Raw genomic sequence first — 24,526 nt, 5'->3', positions numbered from 1 at the left:
ACAATTTATGGAGAAAGTATTGCTGTTTGGGTCTGGAGAATTTGGTGCCAGAGTATGCAGATATTTAAAGAATAAGGGAATAACACCGATAGCATTTCTAGATAACAATGAGTCAAAGTGGGGAAAGATTGTTGAGGGAGTAGGTGTTATTTCTCCAATAGATATTCGTAAATACGAATATGATAGGGTCGCCATATGTGTTAATGATACGATTTATGAGGAAATATATTCTCAGCTAGAAAAAGAGTTACAGGTAGAAAAAGCTAAGATAGTTCATTGGACCTATTGGCAGAGAAAGGATTTCCTTGAGTATTATTCTCGTAAAAAAGTGGAGGATCCGGAGAAAAAGCAAGTAATCGAAGCTATAGAAAATGGCGATAAATTAAGAGCTTTTAATTATGATTTTATAGAGAAATATAAAGATACAGTAAGCTGTATTTTAGATGAAAGCTGTGGTCTTTACTACGCTAATTACAATGGAAAGAAACTTTATTTAAATCGAAAGTTCTCCTCTAAAGGTGCAGGAGAAAAATACATAGAATCCTTGTTAATTGAGCAGGATGAAAAGTCGCCACATAGATACTTGGACAATAGCTTCATTTTTGAGGGTGGTGTGCTATTAGATTGTGGTGCAGCAGAAGGTAACTTCTCGTTAGAGCTAGTAGAGAGGGCTGAAAAGATAATTCTCGTTGAAGCGGATGACAGCTGGAATGAGGCGCTTAAAAAGACCTTTGAGCCTTGGAAGGAAAAGGTTGTAATCGTAAATAAGTATATAGGGAATAAAGATGATGACGACTTCGTTAGCATAAATACTTTAGCCAAGGAATATGATTTAGATTTTATAAAAATGGACATAGAAGGTGCAGAGGTAGAGGCTCTAAGTGCAGCAACGGAGCTCCTTGAAAGCAAGAAAAACTTAAAGCTTGCGGTATGCGTTTATCATAATTTGGAGGATGAGGAAAAGGTAAGAGAAATTCTTGAGCCTAGAGGATATGCTTGTGAAAACACAAGTGGTTATATGGTTTTTCCTGATAATATGGAGCAACCACCTCGATTAGTTCACGGGGTATTGAGGATAAAAAAGGATGAATAAAGTAGCGGTTGTAATTCCTTCTCATAAAGCGAGTCTTAGTAACAATGAAAAGATATCCTTGGCGCAATGTAGAAGGGTGCTAAAAAAATACGATAGGTTTCTGGTGGTTCCTAAGGACGTAACTATAGACTATGGCGATGACGAGAAATTGATTACCGTAAAGGCGGAATATCTGTCTAGCAGAAAAGCCTACAGCGAGTATGTTTTAAGCGAGGAATTCTATCAGTTATTTGAGGATTATGAATATATTCTCATTTATCAGCTGGACGCGTTTGTTTTCGAGGACAAGTTGGAGCATTTTTGTGATTTGGGCTACGACTACATAGGTGCTGAGTGGGTGCATGGTCTGGAGTGCCATACCCCGGACAATAGTTTATGGTACTTTGCCAATGGAGGCTTTTCTCTGAGAAAGGTGTCAGCATTTTTGAGATGGATTAGAGAATGTAAAGCTACGGTTGATTATGGAAAAATGCTGGTACCAGAGGATATGGCCATAGCAGTTTTTGGAAGTGATTATTTAAAAATTGCAAAAAGACCTGATTCAATGGATTTTGCATATGAGATGCATCCAGAAGAGTGTCACAGGATTCATGGTGGAAAGTTGCCATTTGGTTGTCATGCATGGCATAGATTTGGAAGACATTTTTGGAAAGGAATAATTGATAGTTATGGCTATGATGTGGAGCTAATTCCAGAAAATCAAGAAACTATTATATTGGCTTCAGGGCCGGAGCGTTTTGAGAAGCTTAGGAAATATTTCTCCAAGGAGAATCTATACAAAGCCTTGACGAGAATGTTGCAAGACTGGGATGGAAAACTATACGTCTTTGGGGCTGGCCACTATGGTTTTAGTTTCTCCAATATGGCACTAGGTACGGATATTGAGATAGTTAACATCATCGATAATGATAAAAATAAAATTGGTAAAAAGATTAATGATACCGAGATTACTTCTTTAAAGGACGCGTTAAAAAAGGAAAGACATCCTATACTTGTGGCTCTTGCAAATCCGCAAAGTGTAGAGGAGTTATTGTTATCCGAGGGATTGGTTAAGGGTAAAGACTATATTTTATCTGCAGATTTACAGAAGGAAATGTGCAATGAACAATAATAACCTGGAAATAATTAAAGCTGTTCTAATGGATGATGAATCAAAAAGAATCTTTGATTTGCGTGCCTTATATAGTGATACGTTGGATGAGAAACATTTGGATCAATTAGGTGATGCGTTTCGAATAAAAGTATGTCAGAGTGAAGAATGGAAAAAGTTTATTGATAGAATTAGATCTTGTGATGGCAATCTGGTTTTATATGGCGCGGGTATATATGGAGCACAATTGGTAAAACTAGTTCCAGATGTTAAGTGGAAATGCATTATTGCTAAGGATGCTTCTAGTGGAAACTTGCGTTCAATTCCTATAGTGCAGATTGAAAAGTATCTTAGTGATTACCAAGGGGATAATATTGTTATTACCTCGAAACGATACAAAGAAGAAATGCAGGAGTACCTACTTACCCACGGTGTTCCCGCAGGCAATATCATCGACGGAACAATCCTATATGACTTAACTGAAGGTAGACAGTATTTTGATTTAGAACAGTTGCGGCGTGAAGATGGTCGCGAAGTTTTTGCAGATGTTGGCAGCTGTGATGGAATGTCAGCAGTTCAATTCCTAAAATGGTGTAATGGAAATGGATATGCTTATTGCTTTGAGCCAGACGAAAAGAATATAAAAGGTCTTGAGGCTAATATGAAGGCTAAGTGTATCACTAGTGAGCAGTATGAAGTCATACGGAAAGGTGCCTGGAATATGGATGGTACAGTTTATTTTGATGCGAAAGGTACGGCAGGCTCCTGCATATGTGAGGATGCCGAATCGGATGAAGGAAGTGTTGATTCAATAGAAGTTACCAGCCTTGATAATTTTTTTTCAGATAAAAAGATTACGTTTATAAAAATGGATATAGAGGGGGCAGAGCTAAAAGCTTTGGAGGGTGCTCAACGGATTATTGCTGAACAGAAACCAAAGCTTGCAATATGTGTTTATCATAAGCCGGAAGATATTTGGGAAATACCGATGTATATTTTGGAGCTAAATTCGGAGTATAAGTTATATTTGAGACATTATTCTTTTGAAGGACTTGAGACGGTGCTTTATGCAGTGTAAATAAGGATTATATATCATGCGAATTGTTATCTATGGCGCTCAGGGTATAGCGTTATCTGTCTATGAGGCATTTACAATTTCAAATCCAGATAAAAAGGTGGAGTGTTTTCTCGTGACTAGTATTGGAAACAATCCATCTTCTTTGGCAGGTCTACCAGTGCGCACTCTTGAAGATTATTCTAATGATTGCGTAAATAAATCTGATGTGCAAATTCTTGTTGCCACACCTGCAAACGTGATGGGGGAGATAGTAGAATCTCTTCATGCAGCAGGTTTCTGTAATATTACCCTGATGAAGGATGAAGAACTGAATAATCTGTGCACTGAGGCTAGTAGACGAGGCATAGGGTACGCATCTGTTTATGGCTTTGATGCTGGTGATGAGATGCCTACTCTTAATGTATATATGGCATGTTCAAAGTTCGACAAACCGCTGATTCGTAAATACGATATTCCGAAATATATGATTCCAATTCATGTTGGCGCCGTGGGCAGTGACAACATGGGGGCCAAGTTGTTTGATAACACAGGAGAAAATATTTCTCGTAAAAATGGAAATTACTGCGAGCTTACAGGCTTGTACTGGGTATGGAAAAATCTGTTGCCAGCCACCGATGATGAGTACATGGGTTTTTGCCAGTACAGGAGAATGTTGGACTTGTCGTCAGAAGACCTGACGAGAATGACAGCGAACGACATCGATGTGGTTCTCCCATTCCCATTAACCTACGAGCCTAATATAGAAGAGCACAGGAAAAGATATCTTAAGGATGAAGATTGGGCTGCGTTAAGGCGAGCGATAGAGGAATTGCACCCAGAGCAAGAACCACAGATTGAAGAAATCCTAAAACAAAAGTGGCTTTTTAACTACAACGTTCTTCTCGCTAAAAAGAGCGTTCTCCAGGAATATTGCCAGTGGCTGTTTCCAATTCTCGCAAAAGTGGAAGAGTACTCAATCCCTAATGAGAGTAGCCGCTCCGATAGATATTTAGGATATATGGGGGAAACTTTAGAGACAATATTTTTTATGTTGAATAGCGAGAAATATAAAATCACTCATGCGGGTTGTAAATTACTAATATAGATATAAAAAATCACTGTTTTTTTAAAATACAGTGATTTTTTTGTATTTTATGGTTATAATTAAATGAGAAATGTGAGAAATAATAATTGAGGAGTGAAAAATGCAACCATATAATGCGAAAACAATGCCATTAGAATATGAAATGGATAAGGAGCTGTTGCGATTAGTCTCTGAAGCCAATGCTAAATATGGAGAATACAAAGCTTTGCTTAATTCCATTGAATTTGATGCATCTTATTTCTTGAATTCTGTCATACTAACAGAAAGTTACAAGTCTACACAGATAGAGGGAACCCAAATATCTCAAGATGAGATGTATTATTTAAAGTATTTAGATATAACTGATGATAATAAAGAAATTCAAAATTTAAAAAGAGCAATTTCATATGCGGAAGGCGAATTGTCAGCTGGTATAAGCTATGAACTTGTAAATAAAATGCATGAAATACTACTTGATAGTGTTAGAGGTTCTGAAAAAACACCTGGAAAAATAAGAACTACGCAAAACTGGATTGGACCAAGGGGGTGCACGATTGAAACAGCAACTTTTGTTCCACCAATTCCAGAACAAGTTTATGGATTACTAATGAATTTGTATGAATATATGAATAATACGTTTATTGATCCGATATTAATAAATGTAGCGCTATCACATGCTCAGTTTGAAACTATTCATGCATATAAGGACGGCAATGGTAGATTGGGAAGAGCACTTATCCCGGTTCAGACTGCAATATTGGATGAAACACGACCAATGCTTTATATGTCTGAGATTATCGAATTATATAAACCTTCTTATCAACGTAGCCTAATGGATTTAAGAAAAGGAAATGTAATTGGTTATATCAAGTTTTTCTTGCAATGCATAATAGATCAGTGTTCTGCATATATTTTCAAACTTGAGAAAGTTAAGGAAATATATAAAGAAGATATGAAAGCTATTGAGGTTATAAAAGGAAATTCTGTATATAAGATAATGCCAGAAATATTTAAACAAATAGTTTTTACAAAAAAAGAGATAGAAGATGCGTCAGGTGTGTCTGTAAATGTAGTATCAAAAGTTATAGATCAATTGGTTACATTGGGGATAATAGTAAAGGATTCCAGTGTGATGAAAAAAGGTTATAGATATCAACGAATTTATGATGTATTCGTAAATACAGGGATGGAATAAGAAGTCAAAGTTTTTTAACACATAGGGAGTATAATGCATGATACAGATTAGTGTAGTTTTTTAATCTGCGAGGCATTTACTATGAGAAGGATTAGATTTTTAAAGGAAATATTGGCAGTTGTGTTGGTTGCTGTGTTAGCAGCTCCTCTTAGTGTGCTCGCAAGTGAGGTTGTACCAGAGCCTGTCCAGGAAAGTTCTCACGAGACAGTAGAAGAGACAAGCCAGCCTGCGCAGGATAGTTCTCATGGGACTGTGACGGAAACTAATACAGAGCCAGAGACAGAATCAACACAAGAGTCCGAGGGTACTGAAACTGAATCCACAGAAACCGAGACCACTGGAGAATCCGACTCAACAGAGGAAACCGAGAAGCGCCCAGTAGTGAGAACGGTCATCCTTCCAACTAACGCTCGCAGGGAACCAATTGTTTCGGTAATGTTCCCTTCACTTTCTGATGAGGGACCATCGCCACTAGACTTTCTCATTGACCCACAGCAGCTGGTTTATGCTACTGATGCTGCAAAATACGGTGGTGGACGAGTAGATGAGGGCGCCACCATGTTGTTTAGAAATCATGGGGGTGAATACGACTTTTCTCGTTATAGCGACAAGTTCACCTTTAGAAATCAGAGTAATGTACCGGTAATCGTCACGGTTACTGCGAGAATAACCAACCTCGAGGAAATCGAGATGGTGAGCAATACCAACTTTGGTGACAGCGAAGCCTGCAGCATGTACATGGCTGTTGTTGATGATGAAGGCAACGAGCGTCCACTTATCGAGGACGGTTCGGTGACACTTGAGGTGAGAATGCAGGCAGCTCCTGAGAATGCCTACATATATAATATTGATAATGAGACAGGCAGCTACAGCTATGAGATGGCTGGGGACCCCGATAGTATAGGTTTTGATCAGTATTCCTTTGGTCTTGTAGGTTATTGCAATCCAAATGGAAATTGGGAAGATATGACCGTTGCCCCTAGAGTTACTTTAACTTGGACGGCGGAGCCTATTCTCCCAGACCCAGAGCCTGAGCAGGTTATAACAGAAGAAATCCAAGAGGAGCCAGTGGAAGAGCCGGAGAAGGTTGATTCTCAAGAGAATCAGGCTTCAGAGGCTGAGACACCAGCGCCAACAACTCCAGCTGAACCGGAGCCAACGTCTGAACCAGAACCTGAGCCAGACACAGAGCCAGTTGAGCCAGAACCGGAGCCAACTTCTCCAGAGACAGCCACGGCAACGCCTGATCCGGCACCGGAACCAGAGCCAACCCAGCCAGAGGAGCCGGCGGCACAGGCGGGACCAGTTACAGATTGAACGTATAGAAACTACCCCATCCACCGGATGGGGTTTTCCAACACATGGGAGGACATCCATGGAATACGACAAGAGAAAATATCAGGGAAAGCCTGCGGTAGTGGACCGCTGGAAGAAATATCTTCTATTAGAAAAGACCTTTGCGGAGGCGGAGCAGTACGTTCTCAAGGGGACGGAGGCCAACGGCAAAAACTTGGAGCTGATTACGGAGCGAGTTTATTCGAATCAGTTCAAGCAGTTGATTATGACTGCTGCTGTAGAGTTTGAGTCCTTAGCAAAGGAAATGGTGGGCATCCCTGAAAGTCAATTAGTAGTCATAGAGGACGTGGCAAAGTCCATTGTTCTCCTTTATCCATTTATAGGAGAAGTAGTGGTGGACACGGACTATGTTTCTCGTACCCCATTGTCCGGCTGGAGAAAGACAGAGGGCGGCAGCCTCAGTTTGAATTGGTGGAGCTCTTACTACAAGTTGAAAAAAGGAGCAGAAATTGACTTTAAATATGCCACCTTGGGCTGTTGCTTAGATGCCATGGGGGCGCTGTATATTCTCAATATATACAATATAAAAAATGCCTTTGGTAATCTGGCAATGGCAAGAGATGCTACCCACTTTAGAGTAGGAGTCAAGGATTAGGTTATGTTCCTTGAAAATAAAAGCGAAGTAGTATAAAATTCATCTGAAATCGTTTTCGTTATTTTTATGTTTTTATAAAGGAGTTTCAAAATGATAGAGTGGAGAAATTTTGATCAGCTTGATTCCTACAAGAAGTTAGTAGGTCTTAAGAATCAGGTTGAGCTCAAGTCTGTTATGGCTGGAGCAAATGGTGCAAAGCGTGTTGCTGAGTATTCAGTACCAATGTCAAATGGCATGGCTTACAACTTTGCTGCAAAGCAGGTTGATGACACTGTTCTTGATGCACTTCAGGAGCTTGCTGATGAGGCGCAGCTTACTGAGAAGTATGCAGCACTTTTTGATGGAGAAGTTATTAATACTGGCGAGAAGAGACTTGTACTTCACCAGCTTACACGTGGTCAGCTTGGTAGCGATGTAACAGCTGATGGCGTTAATAAAAGAGAGTTTTATGTAGAGCAGCAGAACCGTATCGCAGATTTCGCTAACAAGGTTCACGCTGGAGAAATCGCTAACGAAAAGGGCGAGAAGTTCACAACAGTAGTTCAGATCGGTATCGGTGGTTCAGACCTTGGTCCTCGTGCAATGTACCTTGCTCTTGAGAACTGGGCAAAGGTTACAGGCACATTCAAGATGGAGGCTCACTTCATTTCAAATGTAGATCCTGATGATGCAGCAGCTGTTCTTGCAGGCGTTGATGTTGCTCACTCTATCTTCATCCTCGTTTCTAAGTCAGGTACAACACTTGAGACACTTACAAACGAGTCATTTGTTAAGGATGCTCTTAAGAACGCTGGTCTTGATGCTTCAAAGCACATGATCGCTGTTACATCAGAGACATCTCCACTTGCAAAGTCATCTGATTACCTTGATGCATTCTTCATGGATGATTACATCGGCGGTCGTTACTCATCTACATCTTCAGTAGGTGGCGCAGTTCTTTCACTTGCATTTGGTCCAGATGTATTTGCTCGTTTCCTTAACGGTGCAGCTGCAGAGGATGCTCTTGCAAAGAACACAGATATCCGCAAGAACCCAGCATTACTTGATGCACTTATCGGCGTATACGAGAGAAATATCCTTGGATATGAGTCTACAGCCGTTCTTCCATACTCACAGGCACTTAGCCGTTTCCCTGCTCACTTACAGCAGCTCGACATGGAGTCAAACGGCAAGAGTGTTAACCGTTTCGGAGAGGCAATTGATTACGTTACTGGACCAGTTATCTTTGGTGAGCCAGGTACAAACGGACAGCACAGCTTCTACCAGCTCCTTCACCAGGGAACAAACATCATCCCTCTTCAGTTCGTTGGCTTCAAGAACAGCCAGATGGCAACAGATGTTGTAATCGAAGGCAGCACATCACAGCAGAAGCTCAAGGCAAACGTTGCAGCTCAGATTATGGCTTTCGCTTGTGGTAAGGATGATGACAACCGCAACAAGTACTTCGAGGGCAACCGTCCATCATCAATCATCGTTGGTGATCAGCTTACACCTGAGACACTTGGTGCACTCCTTGCTCACTTCGAGAACAAGGTTATGTTCCAGGGATTTGCATGGAATGTTAACTCATTCGATCAGGAAGGTGTTCAGCTTGGTAAGGTGCTTGCAAAGAAGGTACTTGCTGGCGATACATCAGATGCACTTGCAGCATACGCAAAGCTTCTTGATATCTAGTTGAATATAAAATGTTTATTAAAAATGGCTATCGCTTATTGCGGTAGCCGTTTTTTTACGTTACGATAGGTTCTAGACGAAATAATGGAGTGGGGTAATATGGCATATCAAGACAACGAGCAAGAGCAGGTTACTAAAACATGGGCAGGGGAAAAAGCAAAGCTAGCCCAGATGCCTTTAGATAAAAAGATTGGATACGTATTTACGTATTATTGGATGCACATGTTGATTGTGCTTGTCATCATCGGAGTGATTGGCTGGTTCGTCCACCATCAGATGACGTACATAGATTACAAACTATACGGAGTTGTTATCAATTCATCTCAGGTCGATGAAAATCTAGAAAAGACGCTGCCGGAGCTGCTTGGAATGGGAAAGCACGAAGGCTTCTCAATGGTGGCAGGTTTGTCAGGAGATGTTGATGCAAATTCAACAGCCTACTACAATCAAATCGATATCTACACCGTATCGGGGCAGATGGATTTCGCCTTCACCGACGAAGCAGGAGTCCAGTATTTATGCGACCTTGGCACACCACTGGATGTAACAAAGCAGCTTCCCGACAATCTCTTAGATTTATGGGCAAATCGCGAAGCTACCTTCAGTCAACGCAACGAAAACGATGACACATACTTCGACAACTACGCAGCCATCGATATTTCCGGCACAAAAGTTCAGGAATACTTCGGCTTGGATGACAACATGTGTTACCTAGTCATTGTTGATTTATCAGGAAATGAAGAATACATGCAGAATTTCTACAATCTGCTTTATGAAATAGAAATAGGAGAATAGGTTTTGGAAAAATTATTTAACAACAGATTTATTGACGGGATTTCAAAAATCGCAGACGTGATTTTGATTAGTTTTTACTTCTTAGCTTGCTCATTGCCACTTGTGACAATCGGCGCCAGCTCAACAGCACTTTACTATGCCACACACAAATGCATCTACAAAGGCCGTGGCTACACCACTGAGTTCTTCCACTCATTCAAGGACAACTTCAAACAGTCCACATTATCATGGCTGATTTTCATTTTGCTATACGCAATCCTTGGCGGCGACATCTACATCACCAGAAATTACTTATCGCCAGACAGCCCATTTGCTGCAGCATCCATTTTCTTTATGGTGCTTCTAGTATTCACGGTTCTCTGGGCAATCTACCATTTTGCTTACATTGCCCGCTTTGAAAATGGATTCAAGGAATCATTCAAAGTCTCAGCAGTCTTCATGATTGCAAACATCGGCTGGACACTTGTAATGCTTGTGCTTTTAATCGCCATCTATTACCTTTGCTATAGATTCCTATTTTTAATATTATTCGCACCTGGAATCATTTCCTGCACACTGCACCCAATTCTCGAAAAAGTCTTCCGCAAATACATGACCGAGGAAGACATCGCCAAAGAGGATGAATTATAAAAGATACGAGGATGTCAATTGATTGGCATCCTCGTTTTTTATAAAAAAAGAATTAGATATTAGAAATGTAAAAGAACATTTTTGTTAATTAAGTAAGAAATCGTTAATCTTACTATCAATCAACAAAGTGCTTAAGGGATAATTTGCGGATTCAAATGACGTGATTACATTTTTACCAACCGAATACCCTTTTGCTTCATAGAGTGCTAGTTTGCTTAGATTATTTGCGTTGTAATCTATGCTATCGGCAAGCCCTAAATGTTCCCAAATAAAAGTTTCTCTTGTGGTTTTATTTAATACAAGAAAGTCGGGATATTTAATCAATCCATCGATAATAAGGCTTGGTTCATAAGCATAAGGAATTCCATAATCATGCAATCTGTCCGCAATGATTTTTTTAGATTTTGATCTAACCAATTCACCATTATTCGTATAAACTCCATTTTCTATTGGAAAAGGGTTTAAACAACCAGGATGCTGAAGATACCATTCATCAATGAATGATTCTATGTCGGAAATGATGGGTTTAATTAAAGAGCGTTTGCCAGGATTGAAAGAATAGTAAACGCTATCAATCTCCACATAAATATCGAAACGAATCCCGCGTTGGTAACGATTGATTAATTCTTTAAGCTTTTTTAGAAGCTTAATATAGTAATCTCTTTGGCAAATAGATGCGATAAAACCGATGTTATCGGCGGATAAATACTTTCCGCATGTTTCAGAACGGTTTTTGTAGTAATAATATCGAGGATAGCCTTTGCTACTTTCTAATCTGATGTAACCCTTGGGAGCGGATAATAGTTCTTTGTCTACCACGTCGATTAGATTGTAGATGCTAGCTTCCGTCCTACTGGTATCAATATTTAAAACTGTATTCATAACTACTCCTGTTTTTGTTTAAATGCGAATAAGACATGATAAGGCGAATTATAGGAGAAACACGTTAGAAGGCCGAAAAAAGTAAGTTAAGTGAAAAAAGAGAGAAATGGAATTTCACTTATATGATTTTTGATGAATTGTTAAGTGTATTATGTAGATAGAAATAATAAACTTAAAATCGTCATGACCACTTAAGTTTATTGGCGTTTTTGAAAAATAAACTTAAAAAATGTGGAAGCTTGAGAGAGGATGTTAAGTGTATATACGACAAATAAGAAATAAACTTATCAAGCATAGCAATGTTGTTAAGTGAAAGAGAGGAAATTTGTAATAAACTTAACTTTAGTTAAAATAATTTAAGCAAAATTAAGTGAAAAATAGAATCCTGTATATAAACTTAACTGCATTCACAACTTTTAAGTGGAATAAGCGAATGCTATAGATAAACTTAACAATTCTAATAGATTCAGCCAGCTAAAGCCCATAAAAGCCAACTAAAGTCATTAAAAGCCAAGTCAAGGCATTTAAAACCCTTGCACAATCTCTTATAAAACGCATTATTCAATTGTCTTTGGTGGGAAAATGCCGATAAATCGGCGTGACATGCAAGTAATCCTGGTAATGCTGCTGTTCATTACGATATTGATTCTGCATGAAATTGAAATGTGTGTTGTGAGTCACACGAGTGTTATATATAACATAGATAAAACAAATTTGTCAAGTATAATAACAAAAAAGCAAAGTACACTCAACCAGACAATCAAGCGCCGCTGCTTAACAAACAAATGTTTGACTAATCATACCGCTGTGCTATAATACATTACATACGATTGTGTACAATTGAACCGAAAGGCTAAACTATGGATTTCAAATTACATTCAGAATATAAGCCAACAGGCGACCAGCCTCAGGCAATCGCAGATTTGGTGCGAGGTTTCAAAGAAGGCAACCAGATGCAGACACTTCTTGGCGTTACCGGTTCTGGAAAGACCTTCACCATGGCCAATGTTATCGAGCAGCTTAATAAGCCTACGCTGATTATCGCTCACAACAAGACCCTGGCGGGCCAGCTGTATTCCGAGTTCAAGGAATTCTTCCCGGAGAACGCTGTGGAATACTTTGTGTCTTACTATGATTATTATCAGCCAGAAGCCTACGTGCCTAGCACTGATACATACATCGCAAAGGATTCTTCAATCAATGATGAAATAGACAAGCTGCGCCTTTCAGCCACAGCTTCATTATCAGAAAGGCGAGATGTAATTATTGTCTCGTCTGTTTCTTGCATTTACGGCATCGGCGAGCCGGATGATTTCCAAAACATGATGGTTAGCTTGCGCCCAGGGGATATGAAGGATAGGGACGATGTTATTCATGAGCTGATTAATATCCAGTACATGCGAAACGACATGGATTTTGACCGTGGTACCTTCCGCGTTCGCGGTGACACATTGGAGGTTATCCCTGCCAACACTAGCGATTACGGCATTCGCATCGAGTTCTTCGGAGATGAAATCGACCGTATTTGCGAGACAGATATTATGACTGGTCAGGTGAAACGTGAGCTAGAGCATGTTGCGATTTTCCCAGCCAGCCACTATGTCATCCCACAGGACAAGATTAACGCAGCCTGCGCCAGCATTGAGGCAGAGCTGGATGAGCGAGTGAAGTTTTTCAAATCCGAGGACAAGCTTATTGAAGCTCAGCGTATCGCAGAGCGTACAAACTTCGATATTGAAATGCTACGTGAAACAGGTTTTTGCTCCGGCATCGAAAATTACAGCCGCCACATGACGAACCAGCAGCCTGGGGAGCCACCAAAGTGTTTGATTGATTATTTCAACGACGACTTCCTTATTATAGTGGACGAGAGTCACATCACTTTGCCACAGGTTCGTGGTATGTTTGCAGGTGACCAGGCCCGCAAAAAGACACTGGTTGAGTACGGATTCAGATTGCCATCGGCTCTCGACAACCGTCCTCTAAACTTTGGTGAGTTCGAATCAAAAATCGACCAGATTATGTTTGTGTCAGCCACACCAGGTGATTATGAGGAAGAGCACGAGCTGCTTCGCACAGAGCAGGTTATCCGCCCAACAGGCCTTCTTGATCCAGAGGTTGAGGTGCGCCCAGTTGAGGGGCAGATAGATGATCTTTTCAATGAAATCCAGAAGGAAGTTGAAAAGAAAAATAAGGTAATGATTACAACTCTCACCAAGCGAATGGCAGAGGATTTAACAGATTATCTGGCAGAGCTTGGAGTCAGAGTAAAATACATGCACTCCGACATCGACACCATGGAGCGCGCGGAAATCATCAGGGATTTGCGACTGGATGTGTTTGATGTTCTGGTTGGAATCAACCTTCTTAGGGAGGGATTGGACATTCCAGAAATCACACTTGTTGCCATTCTCGATGCTGATAAGGAGGGATTCCTTCGAAGCGAGCGTTCGCTGATTCAGACAATTGGTCGTGCCGCTCGAAATTCCGAGGGCCACGTTATCATGTATGCAGATACCATGACAGAATCCATGGAAAAGGCCATCTCCGAGACAGAGCGCCGTCGCGAGATCCAAAAGGCTTACAACAAGGAGCATGGCATCACTCCACAGACAATACAAAAATCAGTCCGTGAGCTAATTTCTATTTCTAAGGAAATTGCCCACAAGGAGATGCAGTTCAAGAAGGATCCTGAAGAGATGAACAAGCAGGAGCTTGAAAAACTGATTGGCGACATTCAGAAGAAGATGAAGAAAGCCGCAACAGAGCTTAACTTCGAGGCTGCCGCAGAATACCGCGACAAGATGGTTGAGCTTAAAAACATGCTTAGAGATATGTCTGAAGAGTAATGGTAGCTTGCAGGATAGACTTGTAAAACAAGTCGATTTTATGAGGAAAAGAAAATGAAAGAAAAAAAATACATAAAAATAAAGGGTGCCAATGAGCACAACCTGAAAAATGTTAGCCTGGATATTCCTCGTGATGAATTTGTTGTTCTCACGGGATTATCAGGTTCAGGTAAATCTTCGTTGGCATTCGATACAATTTTTGCCGAGGGCCAGCGCCGCTACATGGAGTCGTTATCTTCATATGCTCGCCAGTTCCTTGGCCAGATGGAAAAGCCAAATGTAGAGCACATGGAAGGTATGCCACCTGCCATCTCAATTGATCAGAAGAGCACCAACCACAACCCACGTTCTACAGTCGGCACAGTTACAGAGATTTACGACTACATGCGTCTCTTGTATGCTCGATGCGGCGTGCCACATTGTCCAAATTGCGGCAAACCGATCAGCAAACAGACAGTAGACCAGATGGTTGATGCCATTATGGCACTTCCAGAGCGTACAAAGATTCAGCTTCTTGCCCCAGTTGTCCGCGGACGAAAGGGTACACATGAAAAGCTTTTTGAAAAGGCTAAAAAATCGGGCTATGTTCGTGTAAATGTAGATGGCAATGTTTATGATTTATCCGAAGAAATCAAGCTTGATAAAAATATAAAGCACAACATCGAAATCGTTGTTGACCGACTTGTTATAAAGGAAGGCATCGAAAAGCGTCTTACAGATTCTATCGAAGCAGTACTCAAGCTTGCTGAGGGATTGATGATTGTTGATGTAATCGATGGAGAACCAATCAATTTCTCAGAGGGATTCTCATGTCCTGATTGTGGAATCAGCATCGATGAGGTGGAGCCACGAAGCTTCTCCTTCAACAATCCATTTGGTGCCTGTCCAGAGTGCTTCGGTCTTGGATACAAGATGGAGTTTGATGAGGACTTAATGATTCCTGACAAGAGCCTTTCATTTAATGAGGGGGCAGTTCAGGTTATCGGCTGGCAGTCATCCAACAAATCCACAAGCTTTGCTCACGCCTTGCTTGAGGCACTTGCCAAAGAATACAAGTTTTCTCTCGACACTCCATACAAGGAGCTACCAGAGAAGATTCGCCACATGTTCATCCATGGATTTGACAAGTCAGTAGATGTTCATTACGAAGGCCAGCGAGGCCGCGGCGTGTATCCTACCGTATTCGAAGGCCTTATCGAAAATGTTAGCCGTAGATATAAAGAGACATATTCAGAGTCTGCAAAGAAAGAGTACGAGGAGTTCATGTTCTACAGTGATTGTCCATGCTGTCATGGTCAGCGTTTGAAGAAGGAATCTCTTGCAGTTACTTTGGATGATAAAAACATTTTCGAAATGACTCAGTATCCTGTCCGTGAATTGTACGAAATGATTGACGGTCTCAATCTCACAGAGCAGCAGAAAAAAATCGGTGCAGTTGTCTTGAAGGAAATCAAGGCTCGTCTGAAGTTCATGGTAGATGTGGGCTTGGATTATCTTACACTGAGCCGCGCAACAGCCACACTTTCAGGTGGAGAGGCACAGCGAATCCGTCTTGCAACACAGATTGGTTCAGGTCTTGTTGGCGTAGCCTACATCTTGGATGAGCCATCTATTGGTCTCCACCAAAAAGATAACGACAAGTTATTAGCATCCCTCAAAGGCCTCAGAGACCTTGGAAATACGCTAATAGTAGTAGAACACGACGCTGATACTATGCGCGCTGCTGATTATCTTGTGGATATCGGACCTCGCGCCGGCAAGGACGGTGGAGAAGTCATCGCCGCTGGTACACCAGAGGAGATTATGGCTTGTCCAGAATCTATCACTGGTCAGTATCTTAGTGGTAAGCTTTGCATCCCTGTTCCAAAGGAACGCCGCGAGCCAAAGGGATGGCTTACTATCAAGGGCGCCCGCGAGCACAACCTTAAAAATATCGATGTTGATATTCCACTTGGAATCATGACAGTTGTTACTGGTGTGTCTGGCTCAGGAAAGAGCTCTCTTGTAAATGAGATTCTTTACAAGGATTTGGCAAAGCGCCTGAATCGTGCAAGAAAAGTATCAGGAAAGCACGATGATATTATTGGAACAGAGGCCCTTGATAAGGTTATCGATATCGACCAGTCTCCAATCGGACGTACACCTCGTTCAAACCCTGCCACTTACACAGGTGTGTTTGATTTAATCCGTGATTTGTTTGCCGGAACAACTGAGGCGAAGGAGCGCGGATATAATAAAGGAAGATTCTCCTTCAACGTAAAGGGCGGCCGATGTGAAGCCTGCTCAGGAGATGGTATCATTAAAATTGAGATGCACTTCCTACCAGATGTTTACGTCCCTTGTGAAGTCTGCGGCGGTAAGCGTTACAACCGAGAGACTTTAGAGGTTCATTATAAAGGAAAGACAATTTACGATGTGCTTGATATGACAGTTGAAGAGGCTGTGGAATTCTTCAAAAATGTTCCAAGCATTCTTAACAAAATCCAGGCGCTTTATGATGTAGGACTTGGATATATCAAGCTTGGCCAGCCAAGCACTACACTTTCAGGTGGAGAGGCCCAACGAATCAAGCTTGCTACAGAGCTTTCACGTCGTGCTACAGGCAAGACAATCTACATCCTGGATGAGCCAACTACTGGTCTTCATTTTGACGATGTAAACAAGCTTGTTGAAATCATGCGCAAGCTTTCTGACTCAGGAAATACAGTTGTAGTAATCGAGCATAATCTTGATGTTATTAAGTGTGCAGACTACATAATTGACATGGGTCCAGATGGAGGTGATCGTGGCGGAACTGTTATAGCCAAGGGTACACCAGAAGACATCGTAAAGGTAAAAAAGAGTTATACGGGGCAATATTTGAAAGATTATATATAAAACCGCATGTTCACAGAGGTGAGGAAGATTGGTAATATGGGACATTTTTTCACAAATCTTCACATAGCCATCACATAAGCACTGTATATTACTTCATGTACTAGCGGAAAGCTAATACCAAATTTTTCATAACTCAGCGACCGAAGGAGACTTTGGTCGCACTCCCCGAGAATTACGCCAGCGTTTATACGCTGGCTTTTTTATTGTCTATGGGCTCAGAGGTTGACCGCCTAACCGGCAAACTAGAGATTATAAATACTTGAATAATGAAATAATTCGTATATAATAGAAACGTGAAAATGCGCAATTCTGCCGATAAGGCAGTAGAATAGATTAGAATTAGAAAGGATAATAACATGGCAGCATCAGATATCGGAATTGATTTGGGTACAGCAAGCGTTCTTGTATATGCAAAGGGCAAGGGCGTTGTTTTAAAAGAGCCTTCAGTTGTGGCTTTTGATAGAGATACTAATAAGATTAAGGAAATCGGCGAGGAGGCACGTCTTATGATTGGACGTACTCCTGGTAATATCGTGGCAGTTCGTCCACTTCGTCAGGGTGTTATCTCTGACTACACAGTTACAGAGAAAATGATTAAGTACTTCGTTCAGAAGGCAATGGGCAAGAAGAGCTATCGTAAGCCTCGTATTGCTGTTTGTGTTCCTTCTGGCGCTACAGAGGTTGAGAAGCGTGCCGTTGAGGACGCAGCTTTTGCAGCAGGCGCTCGTGAGGTTTCTATTATTGAGGAGCCTATCGCAGCAGCTATCGGTGCTGGTATCGATATTTCCCTCCCAATGGGAAATATGATCGTAGATATCGGTGGTGGTACAGCAGATATCGCTGTTATCTCACTTGGCAGCTCAGTAGTCAGCACATCTATCAAGGTTGCTGGTGATGATTTCGACGAGGCTATCGTTCGTTACATGAGAAAGAAGCACAACCTTCTTATCGGTGAGCGTACAGCCGAGGATATCAAGATTAAGATTGGTCGTTGCTTCCCACTTGGCGAGGCAGAGACTATGGACGTTAGAGGACGTAACCTTGTTTCAGGTCTTCCAAAGACAATCACTGTTTCTTCAGAGGAGACAGAGGAAGCTCTTAAGGAATCTACAATGCAGATTGTTGAGGCTATTCACTCAGTTCTCGAGAAGACTCCACCAGAGCTTGCAGCCGATGTTGCAGACAGAGGTATCGTTCTTACAGGTGGCGGTGCCCTTCTTCGTGGTCTTGAGGAGCTTATCGAGGACCGCACAGGTATCAACACAATGACTGCTGATGAGGCAATGACATGCGTAGCTATCGGTACAGGTCGCTATGTAGAGCTCCTTTCAGGAGATTAATTAAATAATATTGAATGTTTGACCCCTTTATATGGTAAAATGATTATGAAAAATAATATTTTTCCATAAAAGGGGTTAATTTTATTTTTCGGAAAACCGATAAAAGAGATGGAGAGTATTATAACCAAGTCTAAAAGAAGGGAGACTCCATGGTAAAAGGACTCTATACAGCCTATACAGGCATGATTAATGAGCAGAAGCGTCTTGATACTATTACTAACAACCTTGCCAACTCCAACACTACAGGCTTTAAAAAGGAAGGCATGGTGGCACAGTCATTTGACGAGCGCCTGGCAATCAAGATTAAGGACACATCAGCACTTGCAAACAGACCAGAGGGAATCGGATACATTTCTCTTGGTACAAAGGTAGGCGAGACCTACACAAACTGGGAGCAGGGCGGATTCCAGATTACCGACAAACCTTCAGATTTAGCAGTTGCAGGAAGCGGATTCTTCGCAGTTGCTTACACAAACAAAGCTGGTGAAACATCAGTCATGTACACAAGAGACGGTGCTTTCACAGTAGACACAGATGGTTATATCAGAACATCCAACGGAGATTACCTCCTCAATTCAGAGGGAGCCCTTACCGGACAGTACGGCGAGGACTATTACGTACAGATTGATCCAGCACTGGAATATGCAGTGGCACAGGACGGAACAATCACTCAGAATGGCGAGGAAGTCGATACAATCGGATTGGTGGATGTAGCTGATTACGATTACATCAATAAATATGGCGAAAACCTCTATTCACTTATTGATGGAGGAGAAATAATAGAAGCAGAAAATGGCTACATAGAGCAGGGTGTTCTTGAATCATCCAATGTCAATGTAGTTGATGAAATGGTTACAATGATTACCATAGCCAGAGCATACGAGGCAGGCCAGAAAATGATTCAGGCTGAGGACGAAACGCTTGATAAAACAGTTAATCAGGTCGGCCAGGTATAAGTGGCCAATCACTAAGCAATAATTAGTAGATTATAAATAGCTTGTTTCAATATATTATAATTAGCCAGTAGACAACAAGCTATTTACTTACTAAAGCGAAACATGTGTTGAGCGTAGTAAGTGAATGCTTGTAGGCGTAACTGGCGAGCCATAAATTGAGTAACAAGCGAGAGAACATCTAGGAGGAATTAGCTTATGATGAGATCTTTGTGGGCTGCAGCTTCAGGAATGAAGAGCCAGCAGACATCAGTAGACACAATTGCAAACAACCTTGCAAATGTTAACACCACAGCATATAAAGCTCAGAGCACACAGTTCAAGACTTTACTATATCAAACACTCCAGGCAACCAGCACAAACGCAGAGGGCGAAGCAAAGCCTACAAGCGCGCAGGTTGGTCTTGGTACAAGAGTTGCATCAATCAACTCTAACTTTACACAGGGCGCTCAGCTTGCAAATGATAGCAACACTGCGATGTGCATCACAGGCGAAGGCTTCTTTGCAGTACAGGATGGTGATGAAACTCACTACACCAGAAATGGTAACTTCACATGGGCTATCGACAACACTGGAGCAAAAGTCCTTACTACAGCTGAAGGCTATAAAGTACTTGATCAGGCAGGAAATCCAATTACACTTCCTGCAACAGCAGGTGAAAATGGATTTACAGTAAATCCAGATGACGGAGCTATTTCATATAGAAATGCCGATGGCACATACACAGCCACAGGCCAGTCAATTGCTTTGTATCAGTTTACAAACAGAGTTGGTCTTTCAAAAATCGGTGAAAACTTGTATGATGAGACTGTAGCTTCCGGTGAGCCAGTTTCAGAATGGAACACAAATGGAGTTATCAGAAGTTCTATTCTTCAGAACTACCTTGAAGGCTCAAATGTTAACGTTGCAGATGAAATGGTAAACCTTATCATCTCACAGCGTGCATATGAAATGAACTCAAAGGCGATTACTACTTCAGACACCATGTTGGAGCAGGCTAATAACCTTAAGAGATAAAGTAACAAGCCTACGCGGAGCGGAGGTTAACTAGCTGATAGAAGAGGGGATGCGGATGATGCCAAATCTATCTAATAGGGGGATTGAGAAATGGATTTAACGAGTATGAATACGTATTTGCAATCGCAATACACCAACCAGGCGAAAGCAGCAGCGGAAACAACTGCCAAATCAATTGGCAATATTTCCCAGAATTCATCAAGAGAAGAAATCGAAGAGGCTGTTAAGAGCTTCGAGACTTACATGATGGAGCAGGTTGTAAAGCAGGTTAAGGAGTCTTTCGTAAACGAAGCCGAAGAAAACAAAGACACAAACATGTCGATGTACAAGGATTTGTATATGGACAAGGCAATCACAGAGGTTGCATCTCAGCTTGTAGACCAAATTGGTGGAGATGTAACAGATGATTTTGTTGAGCAGATTATGCGCAACTATGGAATTACCGGAACAACAGGCGCTCAGACAGAATCCGCAGGTGTTGACGCAGCCACAGTTTCAGAAGACATCGCACAGACAAACGCGTCAAAAGTGACAGAAGTTTTAGCATAATGACCACCGCGTACATATAGTACGCGGTGTTTTTTTATGCTATTATTGTACCCATGGAAGAATTAACGGGTTACGTAGAAAACATAATTTTCAGAAATACAGATAATGGATACACAGTTCTGGACTTTGTGGCAGATGATGATTTGCTCACATGTACAGGACTTTTTCCTGTAATTGGAGAAGGTGAAAATCTTCTTCTTAGAGGAGAATTTGTAGAACATCCAACCTACGGCAGGCAGTTCAAGGTGGCCAGCTATGAGGTGGAGGCACCAGCAGATGAGCTTTCCATGGAAAGATATTTAGGCTCAGGAGCTATCAAGGGAATTGGACCAAAGCTCGCTGCCAGAGTTGTAAAGAAGTTCGGTGCCGATACATTCAGAATTATAGAGGATGAGCCTGAGCGACTTGCGGAAGTGAAGGGCATTTCAATCACAAAGGCTATGGAGATTTCTGACCAGATTGTTGGAGCAAAAGATATCAGAAATGCCATCATTTTTCTTGATAAATACGGTCTTCATGGCAATAAGGCTATCAAAATCTACAATCGTTTCGGTAATGAAATCTACAATGTAATACAGACAAATCCATACAAGCTTGCAGATGAAATTTCGGGAATTGGATTTAAAACTGCAGATGAAATCGCAAGCCAGGTTGGCATAAAGGTGGATTCTGAATTCCGAATTAAGGGCGGAATACAATATATTCTTGGCCAGGGCGCTGGAATGGGCCACACCTATCTCCCAATCGATACCCTCAATCGTATGTCACAGGATTTGCTAAAGGTAGATGAGGGCACAATCGATGCCCAGATTATGAATCTTGCCATGGATAGCAAGATAATTATAAAAAAAGACTCTGAAGGAAATCGTCAGGTTTACTCAAAGGCATTCTATCGCATGGAAGAGTCAATCGCCGGCATGCTTCGTGAGCTGGATGTGAAATATAAGGTTGATAAAGAAGACCTTTCAAACACTATCCGCAGAATCGAAATTGAGGAGAATGTGGAGCTTGATGAGCTTCAGAAAAATGCGGTAATTGCAGCGGCAGAGCGAGGATTTTTCGTTCTTACCGGTGGTCCAGGTACTGGTAAAACAACAACTATCACCACTATGATTAAGCTGTTTGAGGACCAGGGCTACAATATCTTCTTGGGTGCGCCAACAGGTCGCGCGGCCAAGCGAATGAGTGAAGCTACAGGCTACGAAGCCAGAACAATTCACCGTATGCTTGAGGTTGCAGGAAACATGAATGACGATGATAGCGTCACATCCTTTGCCAGATTCGACCGAAACGAGGAGAATCCTCTTGAGTGTGATGTAATCATTATTGATGAGATGTCTATGGTAGATGTTTCATTGATGTATTCACTGCTAAAGGCAATTTCACCAGGTACTAGACTTATCCTTGTAGGTGATGAAAATCAGCTTCCAAGTGTAGGTCCAGGAAATGTTCTAAAGGATATTTTAGCATCAGAAAGATTCACGGCGGTTACCCTGAAAAAGATTTTCCGTCAAGCTCAGGAAAGTGACATCGTCGTAAATGCTCATAAGATTCACCAGGGAGAGCATGTTGTACTTGATAATAAATCAAAGGATTTCTTCTTTTTAAAGAGAGACGATGCAGATACAATCATCAATGTAATGCTTACTCTTGTTAGAGATAAAATGCCAAAATACGTAGATGCTGGTATCAGCGAGATTCAGGTTCTCACTCCTACCAGAAAAGGATTGATTGGTGTAGAGCGATTAAATGGAATCCTTCAGAATTTCCTGAATCCGCCTGCCCCTAACAAAAAAGAGTGGTCAGGAGATACTCGTATTTTCCGCGAGGGCGATAAGGTTATGCAGATACGCAACGATTATCAGCTTGAGTGGGAAGTCACCGGTGGCTACAACATTACCATCGAGAAGGGTGTTGGTGTCTTTAATGGAGATGTGGGAATCATCAAGGATATCAACGATTGGGCTAAGACAATCACGGTAGAATACGAAGAAAAACGAAAAGTGGTTTATCCATTTGCTAACTTGGATGAGTTGGAATTGGCATATGCCATTACTATTCACAAGTCCCAGGGCTCTGAATATCCAGCAGTTGTAATGCCAGTTATGGATGGTCCAAAGATGTTGATGAACAGAAACATTCTCTACACTGCCATTACCAGAGCAAAAAAATGCGTCACCATGGTAGGCGACGCAAATGTATTTTATTCTATGGTGGATAATACATCCCAGGCAGCAAGGTATTCTGGATTGAAAGACAGAATACAGGAAGCCTTTATAGAATAGCTTTAATATATAAATCTTTGTTGACAGAATCGGCGAGATTGATGATGTCGCCGTTGTCCATTTGAATAACAGGTCGTGAAAGGTTGCTCTTATTGATGTAAACCACGCGGCCTGTTTTTGCATTATTAAGAATAATGCGGCTGTTGCTGTAGGCGTTTGCAATACGCTCAAGGAAAGTGAGCACGTATTTGGTGTGGTATTTCTGAAGTCCTTCTTTTTCAAACTCAGCAATAACCTGGAATGAACAAAGTGGATCACGATGTGCTCTGGCGCAAGTCATTGCATCGTAAACATCAGCAATGGCAACGATACATGAGAAGTCATCCATTTCATCTTCCAGAAGGCCTCTAGGATAGCCACTTCCGTCGCTTCGCTCGTGATGCTGTAAAGCAGCGGAAAGAATTCTAGAATCAAATCCCTTATTATTAAGAAGCTTTTTACCAAGAAGAGGATGAGTCTTCATTGTGGCGTATTCTTCTGCGGTCAGCTTATCAGGCTTGTTCAGAATAGATTCTGGTATCTGTGTCTTTCCAATATCATGAAGAAGACCGGCAAGTGTAAGGACGTTCAAATCATTCTTTGGAAGCTGAAGCCATTTTCCGATTGAACGGGAAATGAGGGCTACGTTCAAAGAGTGAGTGTAAATTGGGTCATCTAAGTTACGCATGTTTGAAAGCATATCTAAAAGCTCAAGTGAAGTCTTTGATTTGAAAAGAGACTCACAGTTCTCAAGCATGAGGTCGGAGCATTCTGCGCCACCTCCTGCGATAATAGCTTCAAAGTTTTCTTTTAAGTAACCGATATTCAACGCATAGTCCGACTGGAACTTCTGAAATTTTGGAGAAGCTTTCAGGCGCTGAGTATAGGTGATCTGGTCACTGACTCTTGATTCTGGTTTAGCGGAAGCAGGAGCAGGCGTTGGTTCTGGTTCTGGTTCTGGCTCTGGCTCAGGTTCTGGCTCAGGGTCCTCAACAGTAACCGCTTCGATTTTGTAAAAGGCAAGCTTGGCAATAAGCTGATTTGTCAGCGTTTCACCAGCTTTTGAGATGGTCTGGCCACGCTTTGTCATAATTGGCTCAGCTACAACCATACCAGCCTTTAGTTCGTCTACTGCTAGTGTCATTGTTCTACCTCTAATTTTTCATAATTATATATTATAATTATACGTATACAATTTCGGGATTACAAGGCAATACTTAGACGAT

The 24,526-nt window shown here is 41.5% G+C and carries 19 protein-coding genes; 17 read left to right on the top strand and 2 right to left on the bottom strand.

What is annotated here, in order from left to right; all coding sequences use genetic code 11:
* The first annotated feature begins 7 nt into the window (after nucleotides 1-7).
* The 10 genes from T375_RS13190 to T375_RS06515 all read left to right on the top strand — a co-directional run bounded on the left by T375_RS13190 (nucleotide 8) and on the right by T375_RS06515 (nucleotide 10,569).
* Nucleotides 8-1,093 carry an FkbM family methyltransferase gene (locus T375_RS13190; RefSeq protein ID WP_049960327.1) on the top strand — a complete coding sequence of 362 codons (1,086 nt, stop codon included), beginning with the start codon at nucleotides 8-10 and terminating at the stop codon, nucleotides 1,091-1,093.
* Nucleotides 1,086-2,204: a DUF5672 family protein gene (locus tag T375_RS06555; protein WP_044936433.1), complete on the top strand. Its 1,119-nt coding sequence runs from the start codon at nucleotides 1,086-1,088 to the stop codon at nucleotides 2,202-2,204. The genes T375_RS13190 and T375_RS06555 overlap by 8 nt, the downstream gene beginning before the upstream one ends.
* Nucleotides 2,194-3,261 (top strand): FkbM family methyltransferase, encoded by a 1,068-nt coding sequence (locus T375_RS13185; protein ID WP_049960326.1) that lies wholly within the window; start codon nucleotides 2,194-2,196, stop codon nucleotides 3,259-3,261. Before T375_RS06555 ends, T375_RS13185 begins: the two co-directional genes overlap by 11 nt.
* 16 nt (nucleotides 3,262-3,277) lie before the next feature.
* Nucleotides 3,278-4,345, top strand: coding sequence for a DUF4422 domain-containing protein (locus tag T375_RS13180; protein ID WP_049960325.1), 1,068 nt, complete (start codon nucleotides 3,278-3,280; stop codon nucleotides 4,343-4,345).
* Between the two features lie 100 nt (nucleotides 4,346-4,445).
* The gene (locus T375_RS06540) at nucleotides 4,446-5,519 is read left to right on the top strand and encodes a Fic family protein (RefSeq protein ID WP_044936432.1); all 1,074 of its coding nucleotides are present in this window, start codon (nucleotides 4,446-4,448) and stop codon (nucleotides 5,517-5,519) included.
* Nucleotides 5,520-5,600: 81 nt separating this feature from the next.
* Entirely contained in the window at nucleotides 5,601-6,836 is a 1,236-nt protein-coding gene (locus tag T375_RS13690; protein ID WP_049960324.1) for a hypothetical protein, read from the top strand.
* A 58-nt stretch (nucleotides 6,837-6,894) separates the two neighbouring features.
* Entirely contained in the window at nucleotides 6,895-7,470 is a 576-nt protein-coding gene (locus T375_RS06530) for a hypothetical protein (RefSeq protein ID WP_044936431.1), read from the top strand.
* A 90-nt stretch (nucleotides 7,471-7,560) separates the two neighbouring features.
* On the top strand, nucleotides 7,561-9,144 hold the full coding sequence (locus T375_RS06525; RefSeq protein WP_044936430.1) for a glucose-6-phosphate isomerase: 1,584 nt from the start codon (nucleotides 7,561-7,563) through the stop codon (nucleotides 9,142-9,144).
* A 99-nt stretch (nucleotides 9,145-9,243) separates the two neighbouring features.
* On the top strand, nucleotides 9,244-9,939 hold the full coding sequence (locus T375_RS06520; protein WP_044936429.1) for a hypothetical protein: 696 nt from the start codon (nucleotides 9,244-9,246) through the stop codon (nucleotides 9,937-9,939).
* A gap of 3 nt (nucleotides 9,940-9,942) precedes the next feature.
* Complete coding sequence (locus tag T375_RS06515; protein WP_044936428.1) at nucleotides 9,943-10,569, top strand: YesL family protein; 627 nt, start codon at nucleotides 9,943-9,945, stop codon at nucleotides 10,567-10,569.
* Between the two features lie 84 nt (nucleotides 10,570-10,653).
* Here the strand turns inward: T375_RS06515 and T375_RS13170 are convergent, their stop codons facing one another.
* A complete protein-coding gene (locus T375_RS13170) occupies nucleotides 10,654-11,451 on the bottom strand; it encodes a hypothetical protein (protein WP_049960323.1) in 798 nt (265 codons plus the stop codon).
* Between the two features lie 860 nt (nucleotides 11,452-12,311).
* On the opposite strand from T375_RS13170, the gene uvrB reads away from it, so the two are divergent.
* From uvrB to recD2, 7 genes are all read left to right on the top strand, one after another.
* Nucleotides 12,312-14,300, top strand: a complete 1,989-nt coding sequence (gene uvrB, locus T375_RS06505) for an excinuclease ABC subunit UvrB (protein WP_044936427.1) — start codon at nucleotides 12,312-12,314, stop codon at nucleotides 14,298-14,300.
* A 54-nt stretch (nucleotides 14,301-14,354) separates the two neighbouring features.
* Nucleotides 14,355-17,177, top strand: coding sequence for an excinuclease ABC subunit UvrA (gene uvrA / locus T375_RS06500; RefSeq protein WP_044936426.1), 2,823 nt, complete (start codon nucleotides 14,355-14,357; stop codon nucleotides 17,175-17,177).
* Nucleotides 17,178-17,533: 356 nt separating this feature from the next.
* Entirely contained in the window at nucleotides 17,534-18,517 is a 984-nt protein-coding gene (locus T375_RS06495; RefSeq protein WP_044936425.1) for a rod shape-determining protein, read from the top strand.
* A 149-nt stretch (nucleotides 18,518-18,666) separates the two neighbouring features.
* Nucleotides 18,667-19,473 carry a flagellar hook-basal body protein gene (locus T375_RS06490; RefSeq protein WP_044936424.1) on the top strand — a complete coding sequence of 269 codons (807 nt, stop codon included), beginning with the start codon at nucleotides 18,667-18,669 and terminating at the stop codon, nucleotides 19,471-19,473.
* Nucleotides 19,474-19,668: 195 nt separating this feature from the next.
* On the top strand, nucleotides 19,669-20,487 hold the full coding sequence (locus tag T375_RS06485; RefSeq protein ID WP_044936423.1) for a flagellar hook-basal body protein: 819 nt from the start codon (nucleotides 19,669-19,671) through the stop codon (nucleotides 20,485-20,487).
* A 90-nt stretch (nucleotides 20,488-20,577) separates the two neighbouring features.
* Entirely contained in the window at nucleotides 20,578-21,036 is a 459-nt protein-coding gene (locus T375_RS06480) for a hypothetical protein (RefSeq protein WP_044936422.1), read from the top strand.
* 53 nt (nucleotides 21,037-21,089) lie between these two features.
* Nucleotides 21,090-23,321, top strand: coding sequence for an SF1B family DNA helicase RecD2 (recD2, locus tag T375_RS06475; RefSeq protein WP_044936421.1), 2,232 nt, complete (start codon nucleotides 21,090-21,092; stop codon nucleotides 23,319-23,321).
* Here recD2 and T375_RS06470 read toward each other — a convergent pair.
* Nucleotides 23,311-24,444, bottom strand: coding sequence for an HD-GYP domain-containing protein (locus tag T375_RS06470; protein WP_044936420.1), 1,134 nt, complete (start codon nucleotides 24,442-24,444; stop codon nucleotides 23,311-23,313). The two genes, recD2 and T375_RS06470, sit on opposite strands and share 11 nt — an antisense overlap.
* Nucleotides 24,445-24,526 lie beyond the last annotated feature (82 nt).

This window comes from Pseudobutyrivibrio sp. LB2011 (assembly GCF_000701765.1).
GTDB lineage: Bacteria > Bacillota > Clostridia > Lachnospirales > Lachnospiraceae > Pseudobutyrivibrio > Pseudobutyrivibrio ruminis.
Note: the sequence above shows the minus strand (reverse complement) of the source record. Positions and strands in the feature narration are given on the sequence as shown.